At 45.5% G+C, this 15,348-nt stretch carries 14 protein-coding genes and 1 pseudogene; 12 read left to right on the top strand and 3 right to left on the bottom strand.

What is annotated here, in order from left to right:
- The first annotated feature begins 44 nt into the window (after window positions 1–44).
- From ACTSEZ_RS10875 to ACTSEZ_RS10850, 6 genes are all read left to right on the top strand, one after another.
- Entirely contained in the window at window positions 45–1,010 is a 966-nt protein-coding gene (locus ACTSEZ_RS10875) for a 2-hydroxyacid dehydrogenase (RefSeq protein ID WP_369734243.1), read from the top strand.
- 53 nt (window positions 1,011–1,063) lie between these two features.
- Window positions 1,064–1,237, top strand: a complete 174-nt coding sequence (locus tag ACTSEZ_RS10870; RefSeq protein ID WP_158001668.1) for a hypothetical protein — start codon at window positions 1,064–1,066, stop codon at window positions 1,235–1,237.
- A 233-nt stretch (window positions 1,238–1,470) separates the two neighbouring features.
- Window positions 1,471–2,769: a homoserine dehydrogenase gene (locus ACTSEZ_RS10865; RefSeq protein WP_369734242.1), complete on the top strand. Its 1,299-nt coding sequence runs from the start codon at window positions 1,471–1,473 to the stop codon at window positions 2,767–2,769.
- Window positions 2,769–3,827 (top strand): threonine synthase, encoded by a 1,059-nt coding sequence (gene thrC, locus ACTSEZ_RS10860; protein WP_369734480.1) that lies wholly within the window; start codon window positions 2,769–2,771, stop codon window positions 3,825–3,827. The genes ACTSEZ_RS10865 and thrC overlap by 1 nt, the downstream gene beginning before the upstream one ends.
- Window positions 3,824–4,759: a homoserine kinase gene (gene thrB / locus ACTSEZ_RS10855; protein WP_369734479.1), complete on the top strand. Its 936-nt coding sequence runs from the start codon at window positions 3,824–3,826 to the stop codon at window positions 4,757–4,759. The genes thrC and thrB overlap by 4 nt, the downstream gene beginning before the upstream one ends.
- 124 nt (window positions 4,760–4,883) lie before the next feature.
- Window positions 4,884–6,857, top strand: coding sequence for a S9 family peptidase (locus tag ACTSEZ_RS10850; RefSeq protein WP_369734478.1), 1,974 nt, complete (start codon window positions 4,884–4,886; stop codon window positions 6,855–6,857).
- A gap of 45 nt (window positions 6,858–6,902) precedes the next feature.
- Here the strand turns inward: ACTSEZ_RS10850 and ACTSEZ_RS10845 are convergent.
- A pseudogene (locus ACTSEZ_RS10845) lies at window positions 6,903–7,236 on the bottom strand (NifU family protein).
- A gap of 104 nt (window positions 7,237–7,340) precedes the next feature.
- On the opposite strand from ACTSEZ_RS10845, the gene ACTSEZ_RS10840 reads away from it, so the two are divergent.
- Window positions 7,341–7,667: a YuzD family protein gene (locus ACTSEZ_RS10840; RefSeq protein ID WP_369734241.1), complete on the top strand. Its 327-nt coding sequence runs from the start codon at window positions 7,341–7,343 to the stop codon at window positions 7,665–7,667.
- Window positions 7,668–7,748: 81 nt separating this feature from the next.
- On the opposite strand, the gene ACTSEZ_RS10835 is transcribed toward ACTSEZ_RS10840, so the two are convergent.
- Window positions 7,749–8,816: an NAD(P)/FAD-dependent oxidoreductase gene (locus ACTSEZ_RS10835; protein WP_369734240.1), complete on the bottom strand. Its 1,068-nt coding sequence runs from the start codon at window positions 8,814–8,816 to the stop codon at window positions 7,749–7,751.
- A 284-nt stretch (window positions 8,817–9,100) separates the two neighbouring features.
- Here ACTSEZ_RS10835 and ACTSEZ_RS10830 point away from each other — a divergent pair, with 284 nt between their 5' ends.
- The 4 genes from ACTSEZ_RS10830 (at window position 9,101) to ACTSEZ_RS10815 (ending at window position 12,484) form a co-directional block, all read left to right on the top strand.
- Window positions 9,101–9,337 carry a YuzB family protein gene (locus tag ACTSEZ_RS10830; protein ID WP_503129021.1) on the top strand — a complete coding sequence of 79 codons (237 nt, stop codon included), beginning with the start codon at window positions 9,101–9,103 and terminating at the stop codon, window positions 9,335–9,337.
- A gap of 699 nt (window positions 9,338–10,036) precedes the next feature.
- The gene (gene dapF / locus ACTSEZ_RS10825; RefSeq protein ID WP_369734238.1) at window positions 10,037–10,897 is read left to right on the top strand and encodes a diaminopimelate epimerase; all 861 of its coding nucleotides are present in this window, start codon (window positions 10,037–10,039) and stop codon (window positions 10,895–10,897) included.
- An 83-nt stretch (window positions 10,898–10,980) separates the two neighbouring features.
- Window positions 10,981–11,343: a HesB/IscA family protein gene (locus ACTSEZ_RS10820; RefSeq protein ID WP_369734237.1), complete on the top strand. Its 363-nt coding sequence runs from the start codon at window positions 10,981–10,983 to the stop codon at window positions 11,341–11,343.
- A gap of 142 nt (window positions 11,344–11,485) precedes the next feature.
- Window positions 11,486–12,484, top strand: a complete 999-nt coding sequence (locus ACTSEZ_RS10815) for a hypothetical protein (protein ID WP_369734236.1) — start codon at window positions 11,486–11,488, stop codon at window positions 12,482–12,484.
- A gap of 257 nt (window positions 12,485–12,741) precedes the next feature.
- Here ACTSEZ_RS10815 and yumC read toward each other — a convergent pair whose 3' ends face one another.
- Window positions 12,742–13,737 carry a ferredoxin--NADP reductase 2 gene (gene yumC / locus ACTSEZ_RS10810; RefSeq protein ID WP_369734235.1) on the bottom strand — a complete coding sequence of 332 codons (996 nt, stop codon included), beginning with the start codon at window positions 13,735–13,737 and terminating at the stop codon, window positions 12,742–12,744.
- Between the two features lie 378 nt (window positions 13,738–14,115).
- Between yumC and ACTSEZ_RS10805 the strand changes: the two genes are divergently transcribed.
- Window positions 14,116–15,339: an NAD(P)/FAD-dependent oxidoreductase gene (locus ACTSEZ_RS10805; RefSeq protein WP_369734234.1), complete on the top strand. Its 1,224-nt coding sequence runs from the start codon at window positions 14,116–14,118 to the stop codon at window positions 15,337–15,339.
- The last annotated feature ends 9 nt before the right edge of the window (window positions 15,340–15,348 follow it).

The following is a 15,348-nucleotide window of genomic DNA, read 5'->3' as shown; positions in this document are numbered from 1 at the left end:
TCCCTGATATGATAAGATAAAAGAAAATGGTAAAGGGTGAGAGGATGGAAATGCCGGCTGTATTTGTTGCGAGAAAGCTTCCGGAAGAAGTTTTGAAAGCGCTTAGAACATTCGCTGATGTCGAGATGTGGGATAGAGAAGATGAAGGATGCCCGAGGGATCTGCTGCTCAAAAAAGCAAAAACCTCTGATGCTCTGCTGACCATGCTTTCCGACCAGGTCGACAAGGAGCTGCTTGATGCGTGTGAAGGGGTAAAAGTAATTGCCAATCTTGCTGTCGGCTATGACAATGTGGATGTGGAATATGCGAAGGAAAAAGGCATCATCATAACCAATACGCCGGATGTTCTGACGGAAACAACAGCTGATTTAACCTTTTTGCTGCTCATGTCTGCTGCAAGAAGAGTGACTGAAGCGGCAGTTTACATAAAAGAAGGAAAATGGACAAGCTGGAGCCCGATGCTGCTTGCCGGGGCAGATGTCCATCATAAAACAATCGGCATTGTCGGGATGGGGAACATCGGACGGGCTGTTGCCAAGAGGGCAAAAGGATTTGATATGGACATTCTGTATCATAACCGTTCAAGAGACAGGGAGGCCGAAGAAAGTCTCGGAGCAGAATACAGGTCATTTGAGGACCTCCTGCAAACGTCTGATTTTGTCGTCTGCATGACGCCATTAACGAGCGAAACAAAAGGGATGTTTGATGCCGGCGCTTTCCAAAAAATGAAGCAGGAGGCCATTTTCGTCAACACCTCGCGCGGAGGCACCGTTGTCGAGGAAGACCTGATTGCGGCATTGCGGAACGGTGTGATTGCAGGAGCGGGGCTGGATGTATTCGAAAACGAACCGATCCGTGCAGATCATCCCATTTTGCAGCTGGAAAATGCTGTGGCGCTGCCCCATATCGGTAGTGCTACACGGGAAACGAGATTTGCCATGATGGCATGCTGCATAGAGAATATTAAACAAGTCCTTGAGGGAAAAAAGCCGCTTACACCTGTGCGTTAGATTAGCCGTTTGGAAAAAGGGGTATAAGACCTTCAAAACGGGAGGGATCTGACTTGAACAGTTTTTTAGTGCAGTATACGGATAAAGAAACGATGGAACGGGTTTTTGACGGCCCTGTTTTTCCTACAGAGGAAGAAGCGATGAGGGAAAAAGAAAAACTCGAAATGAAGGGTCACATGGATGTGGTTGTCGAAAGCGAGAACGACATTCAGCTTGACCGAGAATAAAACTGGCGTGCGGGAGATTTCCTGCACGTTTTTTTTAATGAAGGACAATCCAACCAGCTTTACAAAAAATATAAACAGCGGTCCAGCAGGAAAGAAAGCGATTACAATAAAATTACTGAAAATTCTCTATTGATAAGCAATGGCACACTGTTTATAATGACAATAATAGAAAATGTCTATCATACATAAACAAGTGTATTTCTAAGAAAGACATCAAGGGAGTGGAAGAAATCATGAATGCGATTCACGTTGGATTATTAGGACTTGGAACAGTCGGAAGCGGCGTTGTGAAAATTATTGAAGATCACCAGGATAAGCTGATGCATCAGGTAGGCTGCCCTGTTAAAGTGAAAAAAGTTCTTGTTCAGGATATAGATAAGAAACGGCAAATTGAGTTTGGAAAAGATCTTTTGACGAAAAATGCAGATGAGGTCATCCAGGACCCTGACATTGATGTTGTAATAGAAGTGATGGGCGGCGTTGAGCATACGAAAGAATATATCCTTCAGGCTCTGAAGGCGAAAAAGCACGTAGTGACGGCCAACAAAGATCTGATGGCGGTTTACGGCACGGAGCTGCTGGATGCTGCGACTGAGAATGGGTGCGACCTATTCTATGAAGCAAGTGTCGCGGGCGGCATTCCTATTTTAAGAAGTTTAGTAGACGGGCTTGCATCAGACCGGATTACGAAAATGATGGGGATCGTAAACGGCACGACGAACTTTATTTTAACAAAAATGAGCAAGCAGGGCAGTCCGTACGGGGAAGTGCTGAAAGAAGCGCAGGAGCTTGGCTATGCGGAATCTGATCCGACTGCGGATGTGGAAGGGCTCGATGCTGCCCGCAAAATGGCGATTCTGGCACGCCTCGGTTTTTCTATGCACGTAGATTTAGAGGATGTCAGCGTAAAAGGCATCAGCGAAGTGACGGATGAGGATATAAGCTACAGCAAACGCCTTGGCTACACAATGAAGCTGATCGGGATTGCAAACAGAACGCGTGACAAAGTTGAGGTCAGCGTTCAGCCGACACTTCTTCCTGACTTCCATCCGCTTGCATCTGTAAATAATGAATACAATGCAGTATATGTGTACGGTGAGGCAGTCGGCGAAACGATGTTTTACGGTCCGGGTGCAGGCAGCCTGCCGACCGCAACGGCCGTTGTTTCAGATCTTGTCGGTGTAATGAAGAACATGAGACTTGGAGTAAACGGCCGCAGTGCCGTACTTCCTCAATATGAAAAGGCGCTCAAGAAGAGTGATGAAATTTATGCGCAGCATTTCCTGCGCATTCATGTAAAAGACCAGGTCGGAGCTTTTTCAACGATTACATCCCTGTTTTCAGAACGCGGGGTCAGCTTTGAAAAAATTCTGCAGCTGCCGCTTAAAAACAGCAGCCTTGCTGAAATTGTCATTGTGACGCATCAGGCTTCAAACAAAGATTTTGATGAAATTCTCGGAAACCTGCTTGACCTTGAAGTTGTGCAGGGCATTAAGAGTTCATACCGCGTAGAAGGGAACGGATATTCATGATGTGGAAAGGTCTTTTAAATCAATACCGCAATTATTTGCCTGTAAACGACCAGACCCCTTTGCTCACGTTGAACGAGGGCAACACGCCGCTTCTGTTTCTGCCGGTGTTATCAGAAAAGCTTGGTCTTGAACTCTATGCAAAAACAGAAGGAGCCAATCCGACCGGTTCGTTTAAGGACCGGGGAATGGTTATGGCTGTTGCCAAAGCAAAAGAAGAAGGCAGCGATACAGTCATCTGCGCTTCGACGGGGAATACATCAGCAGCAGCTGCAGCTTATGCAGCGCGTGCGAAGATGCGCTGCATCATCGTTATTCCTGACGGCAAAATTGCGTTCGGCAAGCTTGCCCAGGCGGTCATGTACGGTGCTGAAATTATTGCCATCAAGGGCAACTTTGACCAGGCCCTCACAATGGTCCGCAGCATGTCAGAAAAGCTCCCTATTACCCTTGTAAACTCTGTCAACCCTTATAGACTTGAAGGCCAGAAAACAGCGGCATTCGAGCTTTGTGATGCTTTGGGATCAGCTCCGGATGTTCTGGCAATTCCAGTCGGCAATGCAGGCAACATCTCAGCTTACTGGAAAGGTTTCAAAGAATATCACGAGCATCATCAGACAGGTCTTCCCCAGATGCACGGCTTTGAGGCGGAAGGTGCTGCTGCAATTGTTCGAAATCAGATCATTGAAGATCCTGAAACAATTGCAACGGCTATCCGGATCGGAAATCCTGCAAGCTGGGACAAAGCCGTACAGGCAGCGGAGCAGTCAGGCGGTTTTATTGATGAAGTAACAGATGCAGAAATCGTGGAAGCCTATCAGCTTCTTGCCAGAACAGAAGGCATTTTTGCCGAACCGGCATCCTGCGCTTCCATTGCGGGGCTGATTAAAAATGCCAAAAAAGGTGTTTATCAAAAAGGGGCCAAAGCAGTAGCGGTCCTTACCGGAAACGGCTTGAAGGATCCGAATACGGCCATTGATGTTTCATCTATAAAGCCAGCCGTTCTGCCGAATGACGAGCGTGCTGTCATGGAGCAGCTAAAAGGAGTCGGTGCATGGTGAATGAAGGTGACATGCTTAAAATAAGGGTGCCGGGCAGCACGGCGAACCTCGGCCCCGGCTTTGATTCTGTCGGCCTTGCAGTCAGCAGGTATCTTGAACTGAACGTCACAAGGGACTGCAGCTGGACATTTGTTCCCCTGAATGATGAAATGGCGGATATTCCAGAAGGCAAGGAGAATTTGATCTATCAGGTGGCTGAGCAGGTTGCCCGCACCTGTGATGAAAAGCTTCCACCCTGCAGAGTTGAAGTATGGAGCGATATTCCGATGGCAAGGGGGCTCGGCAGCAGCGCAGCCGCCATCGTTGCAGGCGTAGAGCTTGCAAATGAGCTGTGCAGACTGGAGCTTACGATGAAAGAAAAGCTTCACTTTGCAAGTCTGATTGAAGGGCATCCGGACAATGCAGGTGCTTCGCTGTACGGAGGCCTGGTTGTAGGCATTCATCAGGAGCACGAAACAGAACTCGTGTCCGTCCAGCAGGTGGATGTTGAGCTGGTTGCGGTTGTCCCCCCGTATAAACTTTATACAAAGGATGCGAGGGATGTCCTTCCAGGGTACCTTGAGTACAGCGGGGCAGTTGAAGCAAGTGCAGTAAGCAACGTTCTCGTCGCAGCCGTGCTTTCTAACAACTGGACGCTTGCAGGAAAAATGATGCAGAAGGATTTGTTTCATCAGCCTTACAGAGGAACGCTCATTAAAGAACTTTCCCGAGTGCAGGAAGCTGTTCTCGAAGCAGGTGCTTATGGTGCTGCCCTAAGCGGTGCAGGCCCGACCGTTCTTGCGTTTGCTGCAAAAGGAAAAGGGAAGGCCCTTGCAGATGTGCTTAAAGTGAAGTTTCCTAAATGTGAAGTGGATGTGCTGGAACCCGTACTTGAAGGCGCAAACGTTTACTATGAAAAAGGTGCGGGACAAGTTCATGACTCGATCGGCTGAAAGCATTCTCAGGATGAGGATGCTTTTTTCAGATTAAAATCAGAGGCGGAGAAGGAAAACTATTTAGCTTGTCGAAATAAATAGAATAAGAGCAAATTTAAGAGAAAGAATGGTGTTAGTGAAAATGGAAAAAAGGGTCATTGCTGCAGAAGATTTATACAAACTGAAGTCTGTCAACGATCCGCAAATGTCACCCTGCGGAACGAAAGCTGTATACGTTGAGACATCGATTCAGGAAGAAAAACATCATTACATATCAAACCTGTTTTTGCTTGATTTAAAAACAGGCGAGAAGGTTCAATGGACATTTGGCGAACACAGAAACACATCGCCAAGATGGTCTCCCGATGGCAGCAGGCTTGCCTTTTTGTCCAACAGAAGCGGGAAAAATCAGCTTTACGTCATGTCAGCAAGAGGTGGAGAAGCAAAAGCACTGACCGAAGAGCATCTTGCCGTTTCCCAGCCTGTGTGGAGCCCTGATAGTGCGAGTATCCTTGTTTCTCTTGCACTTGCTCCTGAAGATACACTGGAAAAAGCGAAAGAAGAGGAAAAGCAGCTGGAACCGCTCGTTGTTGAAGACATGAGATATAAGTCGGATGCTTCAGGCTTCGTCAGAAACAAAAAAAGACAGCTTGCTGTTGCAGATGCGGAAACCGGAGAACTCAAACTGATTGGGTTCAGAGAATATGACTGCAGCGACGCGTCATGGTCACCTGATGGAAAGGCCATAGCTTTTACATCAAATATGACGGATGATCCTGACCAAAACCTGATCTCAGATGTCTATATTCTGTCCCTGGACGGTCAGGACCTGACAAAACTGACAAACAGCAATGGATTTTACGGCAATCCATCCTGGTCGCCTGACGGCAGGTATGTAGCCTTTTTAGGACATGAAAAAGAATATCTTGGGGCTACATTCTCAAAAATCTGGCTGTCTAATCGTGAAACTGGAGAGCTTTCCTGCTATTCTGCAGACTGGGATGTTCATATCAGCGATGCAGCAGTTGCAGATTTTATTTCGGGAAGTGTCTATCCGGGTCTTATCTGGACGGAAGACAGCCAGGGCTTTTATTTCATAGTGACGGATCAGGGAAATACAGGCGTTTACTACGGTTCGCTTGAAGGCCAGACAGTTCCTGTCCGTTTTGAAAACGAGCACGTCTATGGGTTGTCCGTTCATGTTCAAAGCCATACGGCTGTCCTTGGCATCAGCCGTCCGGATCACCCGAGCGACCTGTACTTTTTCGATTTCAGCACAGGTGAAAACAAGCAGCTGACAAGCATTAATGAAACTTTTTTAAACGAAGTGGAGCTCTCTGTCCCGGAAGCAATTGCATATAAAGCGGAGGACGGACTTGAGATTCACGGATGGATCATGAAACCGGCAGGCTACGCGGAAGGCGTGAAGTACCCGCTTGTTCTTGAGATTCACGGCGGTCCGCACGCGATGTACGCCAACACCTATTTCCATGAATTCCAAATGCTCGCTGCAAGCGGAAAAGCGGTTCTTTATACAAATCCGCGCGGAAGCCACGGATACGGCCAGCATTTCGTTGACCAGGTCCGGGGAGATTATGGCGGAAGCGACTATACCGATCTGATGAGTGCAGTTGACTATGCGCTAGAAACATATGATTTTATCGATGAGGACCGGCTCGGTGTAACAGGAGGAAGCTACGGCGGCTTTATGACAAACTGGATTGTCGGCCATACAAACCGGTTTAAAGCAGCAGTGACTCAGCGTTCAATCTCCAACTGGATCAGCTTTTACGGAGTGAGCGACATCGGATACTACTTCACTGAATGGGAGCTTGGCGGGAATTTGATTGATGATTTCGAGAAGCTGTGGCACCATTCACCGTTAAAATACGTAAAGAACGTCGAAACACCGCTTCTTATCCTTCACGGAGAAAAGGACTACCGCTGTCCTGTTGAGCAGGCAGAACAGCTTTACATCGCTCTGAAGCAGCTCAAAAAAGAGACTAAGCTCGTCCGTTTCCCTGAAGCGAACCATGAACTGTCAAGAAGCGGGCATCCAAAGCTCAGAATTGACCGCCTGAATCATATTAAGGAATGGTTTGATAAATACCTGTAAATAAAAAAAGATGGTGAGCGGGCTCACCATCTTTTTTCTATTACATTAAAAAACCTGCTCTACCTCAACAACGCCAGGAACTTCTTCTAAAAGAGCGCGTTCAATACCGGCTTTAAGTGTAATAGTTGAACTCGGGCAGCTTCCGCATGCACCCAGAAGACGCAGCTTTACAATGCCGTCCTCCACATCAACCAGTTCACAGTCCCCGCCGTCGCGAAGAAGGAACGGACGCAATTTATCAAGTACTTCCTGAACTTGTTCGATCATATGAGTTTCTGTTGCCATTTTAAATCGACTCCTTCCTTATCTTGCTATTATATTCAAAATGCTTCTGAAAATCTATTGTTTTGACTGGTGCAAATTCTGTAATCAGTTTTATTTTATCACAATCTGCAGGGAATAAAAATGGATAGCACCCTGTATTTTTCATGGCAAAAATGCACACTGTCCCTTACAATGAAAGGAAAGAAAAGGGGGAGAACGATGGATAAACAATTAAAGGTTTTTGTGTACGGTGCTGAAGTGCTATGTCCGAGCTGTGTGAACCTCCCTTCAACAAAAGATACATGCGAATGGCTCGAAGCAGCTCTCACACGCAAATTCCCGCAGCAGCCCTTTCATATTGAATATGTGGATATCTACCAGGAGCACGAAGACGAAGAGAAAAAGGATTTTGCAGAAAAGATTGCGAATGATGAATACTTCTACCCGCTTGTCGTCATTAATGGAGAAGTGGTAGGAGAAGGCAGTCCGAAATTAAAAATGATTTATGCAGAAATGGAAAAGTACGGCTATGTTTCAGCATCGTGAAAAAAGACAAAGAAAACGCAAGGCTGCAGACAGCCTTGCGTTTTTATTATGTGTGCGCAGTCAGAAGTAGCATCCTGTCCTTTACCCGTTATGATACTTGTACATCCAAAGAATCCCGGATTTTAAAAGTCTAGGGACACGTCCAATCAGCGGACGGTCATTTACAAGGCCAAAGCCATGTTTTTTTCCAAGTGATCCGAGCACACCTTTTAATTTGAAGGCAGGGAAGTTTTGCGGAAGTTCTTCACCATTCCATTTTTTCAGCAGAACCTGAACAATCTGCTCGGCCTGTGCTTCAGCGAGCTGGGCACTTGGAGCATGAGGGAGACTCGCGCAGTCGCCGACAACGAAAGCATCCTCATAATCAGGAAGAAAATGCTGCTTCGTCAGGATGACCCTTCCCTGCAGATCTTTTTCAACCGGAAGGTCTCTGACTACTTTGTTTGGCTGAATGCCTGCTGTCCATACGATGGCATCATATGTAAGCGGCTCATCATGATTGTAGAGAACGTTTTGCTCTACTTTTGTCACATTCGCGCTGTTCACGATTGTCACGCCATGGTCTTCAAACCAGCCTTGTACATATTTGCTCAAACGTTCAGGGAAGCTTGAGAGAATATTCTTGCCGCGGTCATATAATGTGATTTTCAAATCTTTGCGGCTTTCTCTGAGCTCACTGGCAAGTTCAACGCCGCTTAGGCCTGCGCCAACGATTGCAACAGATGCACCGCCGCTCAGGTTGTTAAGCAGCTGATATGTTTCCCGTGACTGGTCAATGGTCTGGATGCTGTGTGTATATTCTTTTGCTCCCGGAACATTGTGATACTTGTCCTCACAGCCCAGGCCGATAATCAGATCATCGTATGAAATCGGTTCCTGATTGGACAGATAAACCTTTTTTTCCTGAAGGTCAATGGAAGTGATTTCCCCGTAAGCTGTGTTCAAACGCTCATGCTCAGGAAAATCGACGCGTATGTGATGGTCTGAAATCGTTCCCGCAGCAAGCGCGTAATATTCCGTTTTTAAGCAGTGATAGGGATTTTTATCTATGAGTGTAATTTGCACATCATCAGGCAGCTGTCCAGGAAGCAGCCTGTGAAGGATGCGCATTCCGCCGTATCCGCCGCCAAGAATAACTAAGTTCTTCATTGCAGATTCCCCTTTTTCTCCTCATTAAGCGAGTATATTCTTATCTATTTTATGGATGATTCATAAGAAAACCTTTGCAATATGCCATATAAAAGTATAACGAATTTGCAGATAAACCACAATATGTTATGAAAAAGTCATCTAATAATCTGCAAAGTCCGCCAATAGTAAATCACTTTTATAAATATGTGTTGTTATTTACTGAAAAGTATATCACAAAACGTTAAATATTGACGATGGGGCATGAAAAGAGTAGCATTGGTTGCAGGTGCGAGGTGATAAGGTTGAAACCAATAATTGAATTTTGCATAAGCAATCTGGCGAACGGCTCCCAGGCTGCTTTAGAACAGCTCGAAAAGGATCCGAATCTGGATATTATTGAATACGGGTGTTTAGGGTACTGCGGCAAATGCTATTCGTCACTCTATGCCCTTGTCAACGGAGAGATTGTAACAGGGGAGACATCAGACGAACTCGTAAAGAACGTTTATGAGTATCTGGAAGAAAATCCTATGTTTTAATAGATGCATATTTAAGAAACACGTACTTCGGTGCGTGTTTTTTTATGTTTGATGTCACTTATCTGTGGGTTCGGAACCATTAAGCGGAGGAATTTCTATTTTGATGTCACTTATTTCTGGGTTCGGAACCATCAAGCGGAGGAATTTCTATTTTGATGTCACTTATTTCTGGGTTCAGAACCATCAAGCGGAGGATTTTCTGTTGTGATGTCACTTATTTCTGGGTTCAGAACCATCAAGCGGAGGATTTTCTATTTTGATGGCACTTATCTCTCAGTTCAGGACCATCAAACGGAGTAGTGCAGGAGATCAAGTATCCTTTCTTGCATAATGGGACTAATCAGGAGCACTCTAAAATGTAGCAAGTAGTGAATATCGTTTTTTTGTCAAAAGTATATGGACACTGCTGAAATCGGCTGTTATTTTAGACACATCAAAAATTATTGTCTAAGTTGAAGAAATGATGGATTTTTTATGGGGAATAATGGGGGTTGCCGTGCTTTTTGCGATTGCGGCTTTGCAAACCTGTTGAGTGCTGCAATTGCAGGAATGTTTATGTTTTAAGACTGCTGTAACGAATAAAAGCTCCCTGCACGAAGCAGGGAGCTTTTATTATCTATAACAAACGGGGGATATTTCTATTGTGCTCCAGTTTCCAGCATTTTATACTTATAAAAAGAAAAAAAACGGGAGACTCTTATGAACCAATTTAACTTTACCAAAATGCACGCACTTGGAAATAACTATATATATGTAAATATGTTTGAAGAAAAGATAGAAGAATCACGTTTAGCCGACATCGCCGTAAAGGTATCGAATGTCTATACAGGGATAGGATCAGACGGCATGATCCTGATTTGCCCTTCAGATAAAGCAGCCGTAAAGATGAGAATTTTCAACAGTGACGGCTCTGAAGGAAAAAACTGCGGAAACGGACTTCGCTGCGTGGCGAAATACGCGTACGAGAATAAACTGACAGAAGAAAGAGAGTTTTCAATTGAAACCCTCTCAGGCCTTGTCTATGCAAAACTTGAAGGCGAAGGTTCCGTTATCAGCAAAGTGACAATTGACATGGGAGAACCTTTGCTTACCCGCAGCGAAATTCCGATGCAGGGAAATCCGGATGAAAGAGCGATAAACGCACCTCTTGAATTTGGCGGAAAACAGTATATGGGCACTGCTGTTTCAATGGGGAATCCTCATCTGGTCTTTTATGTGGATGATATTGAGACGGCACCTGTTTTAACCCTTGGTCCGGTTGTTGAAAAAGACCCTCTATTTCCTGAAAGTGTGAATGTCGAATTTGTAGAAGTCGTATCTGAAAACGAACTTCACTTCAGGGTGTGGGAGCGCGGTTCAGGCGTAACGATGGCCTGCGGAACAGGGGCATGTGCCGCCGTTGTTTCTTCAGTTTTAAACGGCTTTACTAAAAGAGGAGAAGATACGACGGTTCATTTAGCAGGCGGAGATCTGCTTATTAATTGGTCTAAAGAAGGAAATGTTTTTATGACAGGACCAGCTGAAGTAATCTGCACAGGAGTTTATTACTATAACAGCTGACAGGCTGAATCATTTGAGACTTCCTTTCGGATTGGGTATACTGGTAGCATAGCCTTTGGATAATCGGCAAAGGAGGAATAAAGATGAGTGATTTAGTAACAATTACGGAAGCAGCAGCTTTTCAAATAAAAGATATGATGAAAGAAAACGGCGAGGAGCAGGCTTATCTGCGTGTAGGCGTAAAAGGCGGCGGATGCAGCGGGCTTTCTTACGGAATGGGCTTTGAGCAGGAGCCGGGCGAAGATGACACCCAATTTGAGCTTCACGGCATCAAAGTCGTCGTAGATAAGGAGAGCACGCCAATCCTGAAAGGCACGATTATTGATTTTAAAGAGTCGCTGATGGGCGGCGGTTTTACAATCGACAACCCGAATGCCATCGCTTCATGCGGCTGCGGTTCTTCTTTCAGAACGGCAACGAATACTGGTACTCCTGAGGAGTGCTGATAAAAGGACATTTCCCTGGAATGACAGGGGAATGTCTTTTTTTGCATGTTGCACATAATAACCCCTGTTTCTTTTCTCTGACACTGGACAAAAACCCAGCATATAGTATGGGTGTGAAAACGATAAGGGGGCAGAGCAAAGTATGTATTATCATCCATATACGCCGTATCAAGGCTACTATTCTTACCGTCTGAATTCGACAGACGAATTAAATGAAGGTCTGTATAAATGGGGAAAGTTCACATTTTCAAATGATGCTGAAAAAGAGGCCTTTATTTTTTACTTAGACAAAGAGTCGGGAGATGCGTATATCCTGTCTTTTCCTGCTTTAACTACAAGCAGAGTAAACGTTAGCGATATAAAATCATTTAAAGTAATGGAGAAACCTCCGAAGGCTGAAGGCGAAGGGCAAAATGGAGGCGGTCAGTCAGAGCAGGGGCAGCAAGGCGGCTCTTCAGAAGGCGGACAGAACGGCGGGCAAGGCGGATCCGGCGGTCAAAATGGCGGATCCGGAGGGCAAGGCGGAACTGAAGGGGGTCAGAACGGCGGAACAGGAGGCCAAAATGGCGGAACAGGAGGCCAAAATGGCGGTTCCGGAAGCGGTCAGAGCCCATTTGGCGAGATGCCGGGAATGGGTCAGAACGGAGGCTCACAAGGCGGTCAAGGGGTAACGCCTGGACAGATGCCTGGAATGGGTCAGGGCGGAGGCTCACAAGGCGGTCAAGGGGGATCGTCTGGACAGATGCCTGGAATGGGTCAGGGCGGAGGCTCACAAGGCGGTCAAGGAGGGTCACCTGGCCAGATGCCTGGCATGGGTCAAGGTGGAGGCATGCAGGGAGGCCAAGGAAGTCCGTTTGGCCAGATGCCTGGAATGAGTCAAGGCGGAGGCATGCAGGGAGGTCAGCAGAGCCCGTTTGGCCAGATGCCTGGAATGGGTCAGGGCGGAGGCATGCAGGGAGGCCAGCAGAGTCCTTTCGGCCAGATGCCTGGAATGGGCCAGGGCGGAGGCATGCAGGGAGGCCAGGGAAGTCCGTTTGGCCAGATGCCCGGATCAGATCAGGGTATGATGCAGTTTGACGGCCAGCGATATCAGCAGCCGCAGCCGTATTTTTATAACCCTTACAGCCAAAACTGGCAGTAAATAAAGATAGAGAAAAACTAAGTGGTTGGTTGTTAAAAAGCAAGAGTTGGCAGTAAAACAAGGGAAGTTGGCAGTAAATCAGAAAGAGTTGGCAGTAAAGCGGGAAAAGTTGATTATAAAAAGGCTAATCTTGGCAGTAAGCATGTAAAACTTGCCGCTCTAATCGTTTTTTTTCTGGATTAAACCAAAAACGGTAACGCAAATAAAAAAAGATGGCAGAGAAACAAACTATTTCTCTGCCATCTTCATGATTCTGCTTATTTTTCAAACAAGCTTGTGCTGTGAAGCGGCTGCACTCTTGCTTTTGGATCCATATAGGCTTTTGCATTGTTAACGGCAGTTGGGGCTTCTCCAAATCCGCTTGCAATCAGCTTGACTTTTCCTTCGTATGTGCAGATATCTCCTGCCGCATAAATTCCTTCAACATTTGTCTCCATTTTGCTGTTGACGAGGATGGAGTTCTTTTCGATTTCAAGTCCCCAGTTTTTAATCGGGCCGAGAGAGGAAACAAAACCGAAGTTTACGATGACAGCATCAACATCCAGGACTTCTTTGCGGTCGCCTTTTACTTCTTCTAAAACAACCTGTTCAATCTTGTCTGTTCCTGTCAGTTCAGTTGGGATGAAAGGAGTCAGGATTTGAACTTTTGAGTTGTTTAAATTCTCTACACTGTGCTCGTGGGCGCGGAATTTATCTCTTCTGTGGACAAGGGACACTTTTTCTGCAATCGGTTCAAGCATAAGTGACCAGTCTACTGCCGAGTCTCCGCCTCCGCATACGAGTACGCGCTGTCCTGCAAACTGATTCAGGTCATCGATGAAATAGTGAAGGTTTGATTTTTCAAACGAAGCCGCTTCTTCAAGCTCGATTTTACGCGGCTGAAAAGCACCGTTTCCGGCTGTAATGATGATGGTTTTAGAGTAATGCACTTCCTGATCGGTTGTCAGTTTGAAAACGCCGTCTGCCTGTTTTTCAACATCTGCAACTGCCTGTTCAAGACAAACCGTTGGTTCAAATTGAGCCATTTGTTCTTTTAAGTTGTTGACAAGCTCCTGAGCGCGGACTTTTGGGAATCCCGCTACATCATATATGTATTTTTCAGGATAAAGGGCAGAAAGCTGTCCCCCAAGCTGCGGAAGGCTCTCAATAATTTTAACAGATGCCTGGCGCATGCCGCCGTAGAACGCCGTGAACAATCCTACCGGTCCGCCTCCGATAATCGTGATGTCGTATACTTTTGTGTCTTCCTTCACAAAGATAACCCCCAATTGTAATTGATAATGATTCTTAATGTTAACATATTGTCACTCGTTCGTCATTTCAGCCGGCATCGGCGCGAAAGAGTCATTCACTGTTTGATTATGATTATTATAGAGAATGTTTTTATTTTTGTAAAATTCTTAACGTTTTTAATCCTTTAATTTGGTCTTGAAAAAATCAGTACAGGTGCTATTATGGAATATAGGCATTATTTCTATCATATTTAATTATTTGCTTCTTTCTGAAAAGTTAAGTGAACATTTTCACAAACTTTTTTGCGGAAAACAAAATAAAAAGCTGTAAAGCGGAGGAAGATAAGGAATATAGACATTATTCTATCCTTCACAGCAAAAAAATCAAAAAAGGTGGATGTGATTCGGTTGAGAAAGCCCAAAATAGTAGTACTAGGTGCAGGTTACGGCGGATTAATGACAGTTACGCGTCTTCAAAAAATGATCGGTGTAAATGAAGCAGATCTTACACTGGTGAACAAAAATGATTATCATTATGAAACAACATGGCTTCACGAGGCATCAGCTGGTACGCTGCATCATGACAAAGCAAGATACCAAGTAAAAGATGTCATTGATAACAGCCGCGTGAAATTTGTGAAAGATACAGTTGTATCGATCAACAAAGATGAGAAGAAAATTGTCCTTTCAAATGGTGAGCTTGAGTATGACTATCTTGTTGTTTCTCTAGGTTCTCATCCTGAGACATTTGGAATTAAAGGTCTTAAAGAATATGCATTCGGCATTACAAATATTAATGCTGCACGTCAATTGCGCGAGCACATCGAATATCAATTTGCTACTTACAACACAGAAGAAGTAAAACGCGACCAGCGTCTTGCGATTGTTGTGGGCGGAGCAGGCTTCACCGGCATCGAGTTCCTTGGAGAGCTTGCAAACCGTGTTCCTGAGCTTTGCCGCGAGTACGATGTTGATCATAAGAAAGTGCGCATCATCTGCGTAGAGGCTGCTCCAACAGCTCTTCCTGGATTTGACCCTGAGCTTGTTGAGTATGCTGTAAACCATCTTGAGCGCAAAGGTGTTGAATTTAAAATCGGCACTGCGATTAAAGAATGTGTGGAAGACGGCATTATCGTTGCAAAAGACGATGTAATGGAAGAAATTAAAGCTGACACAGTTGTTTGGGCAGCAGGCGTACGCGGAAACAGCATCGTAGAAGAAGCCGGATTTGAAAACATGCGCGGCCGCGTAAAAGTTGACTCTTACCTTAGAGCTCCAGGCCATGATGATGTCTTTATCATCGGGGACTGCTCTCTTGTGATCAACGAAGAAATCAACCGTCCATACCCTCCGACAGCTCAAATCGCTATGCAGCAAGGTATCACAGCTGCCAAGAACATTTCAGTTGCAGTCCGCGACCAGGGCGAAATGGAAGAGTTCAAGCCTGATATCAAAGGTACAGTAGCTTCTCTTGGCGAAGACGATGCAGTAGGCATGGTGTTCGGCAAAAAAGTAATGGGTACAAAAGCTTCATTCATGAAGAAAATGATTGATAACCGTGCTCTTATGATGGTTGGCGGAGCAGGTCTTGTAGTGAAAAAAGGAAAATTTAAGTTTTTCTGAGAAATCGAT

Origin of the sequence: Metabacillus mesotrionivorans (assembly GCF_052171315.1) — a bacterium.
Taxonomy (GTDB): domain Bacteria; phylum Bacillota; class Bacilli; order Bacillales; family Bacillaceae; genus Bacillus_P.
This window is presented reverse-complemented; position numbering and strand designations above follow the sequence as displayed.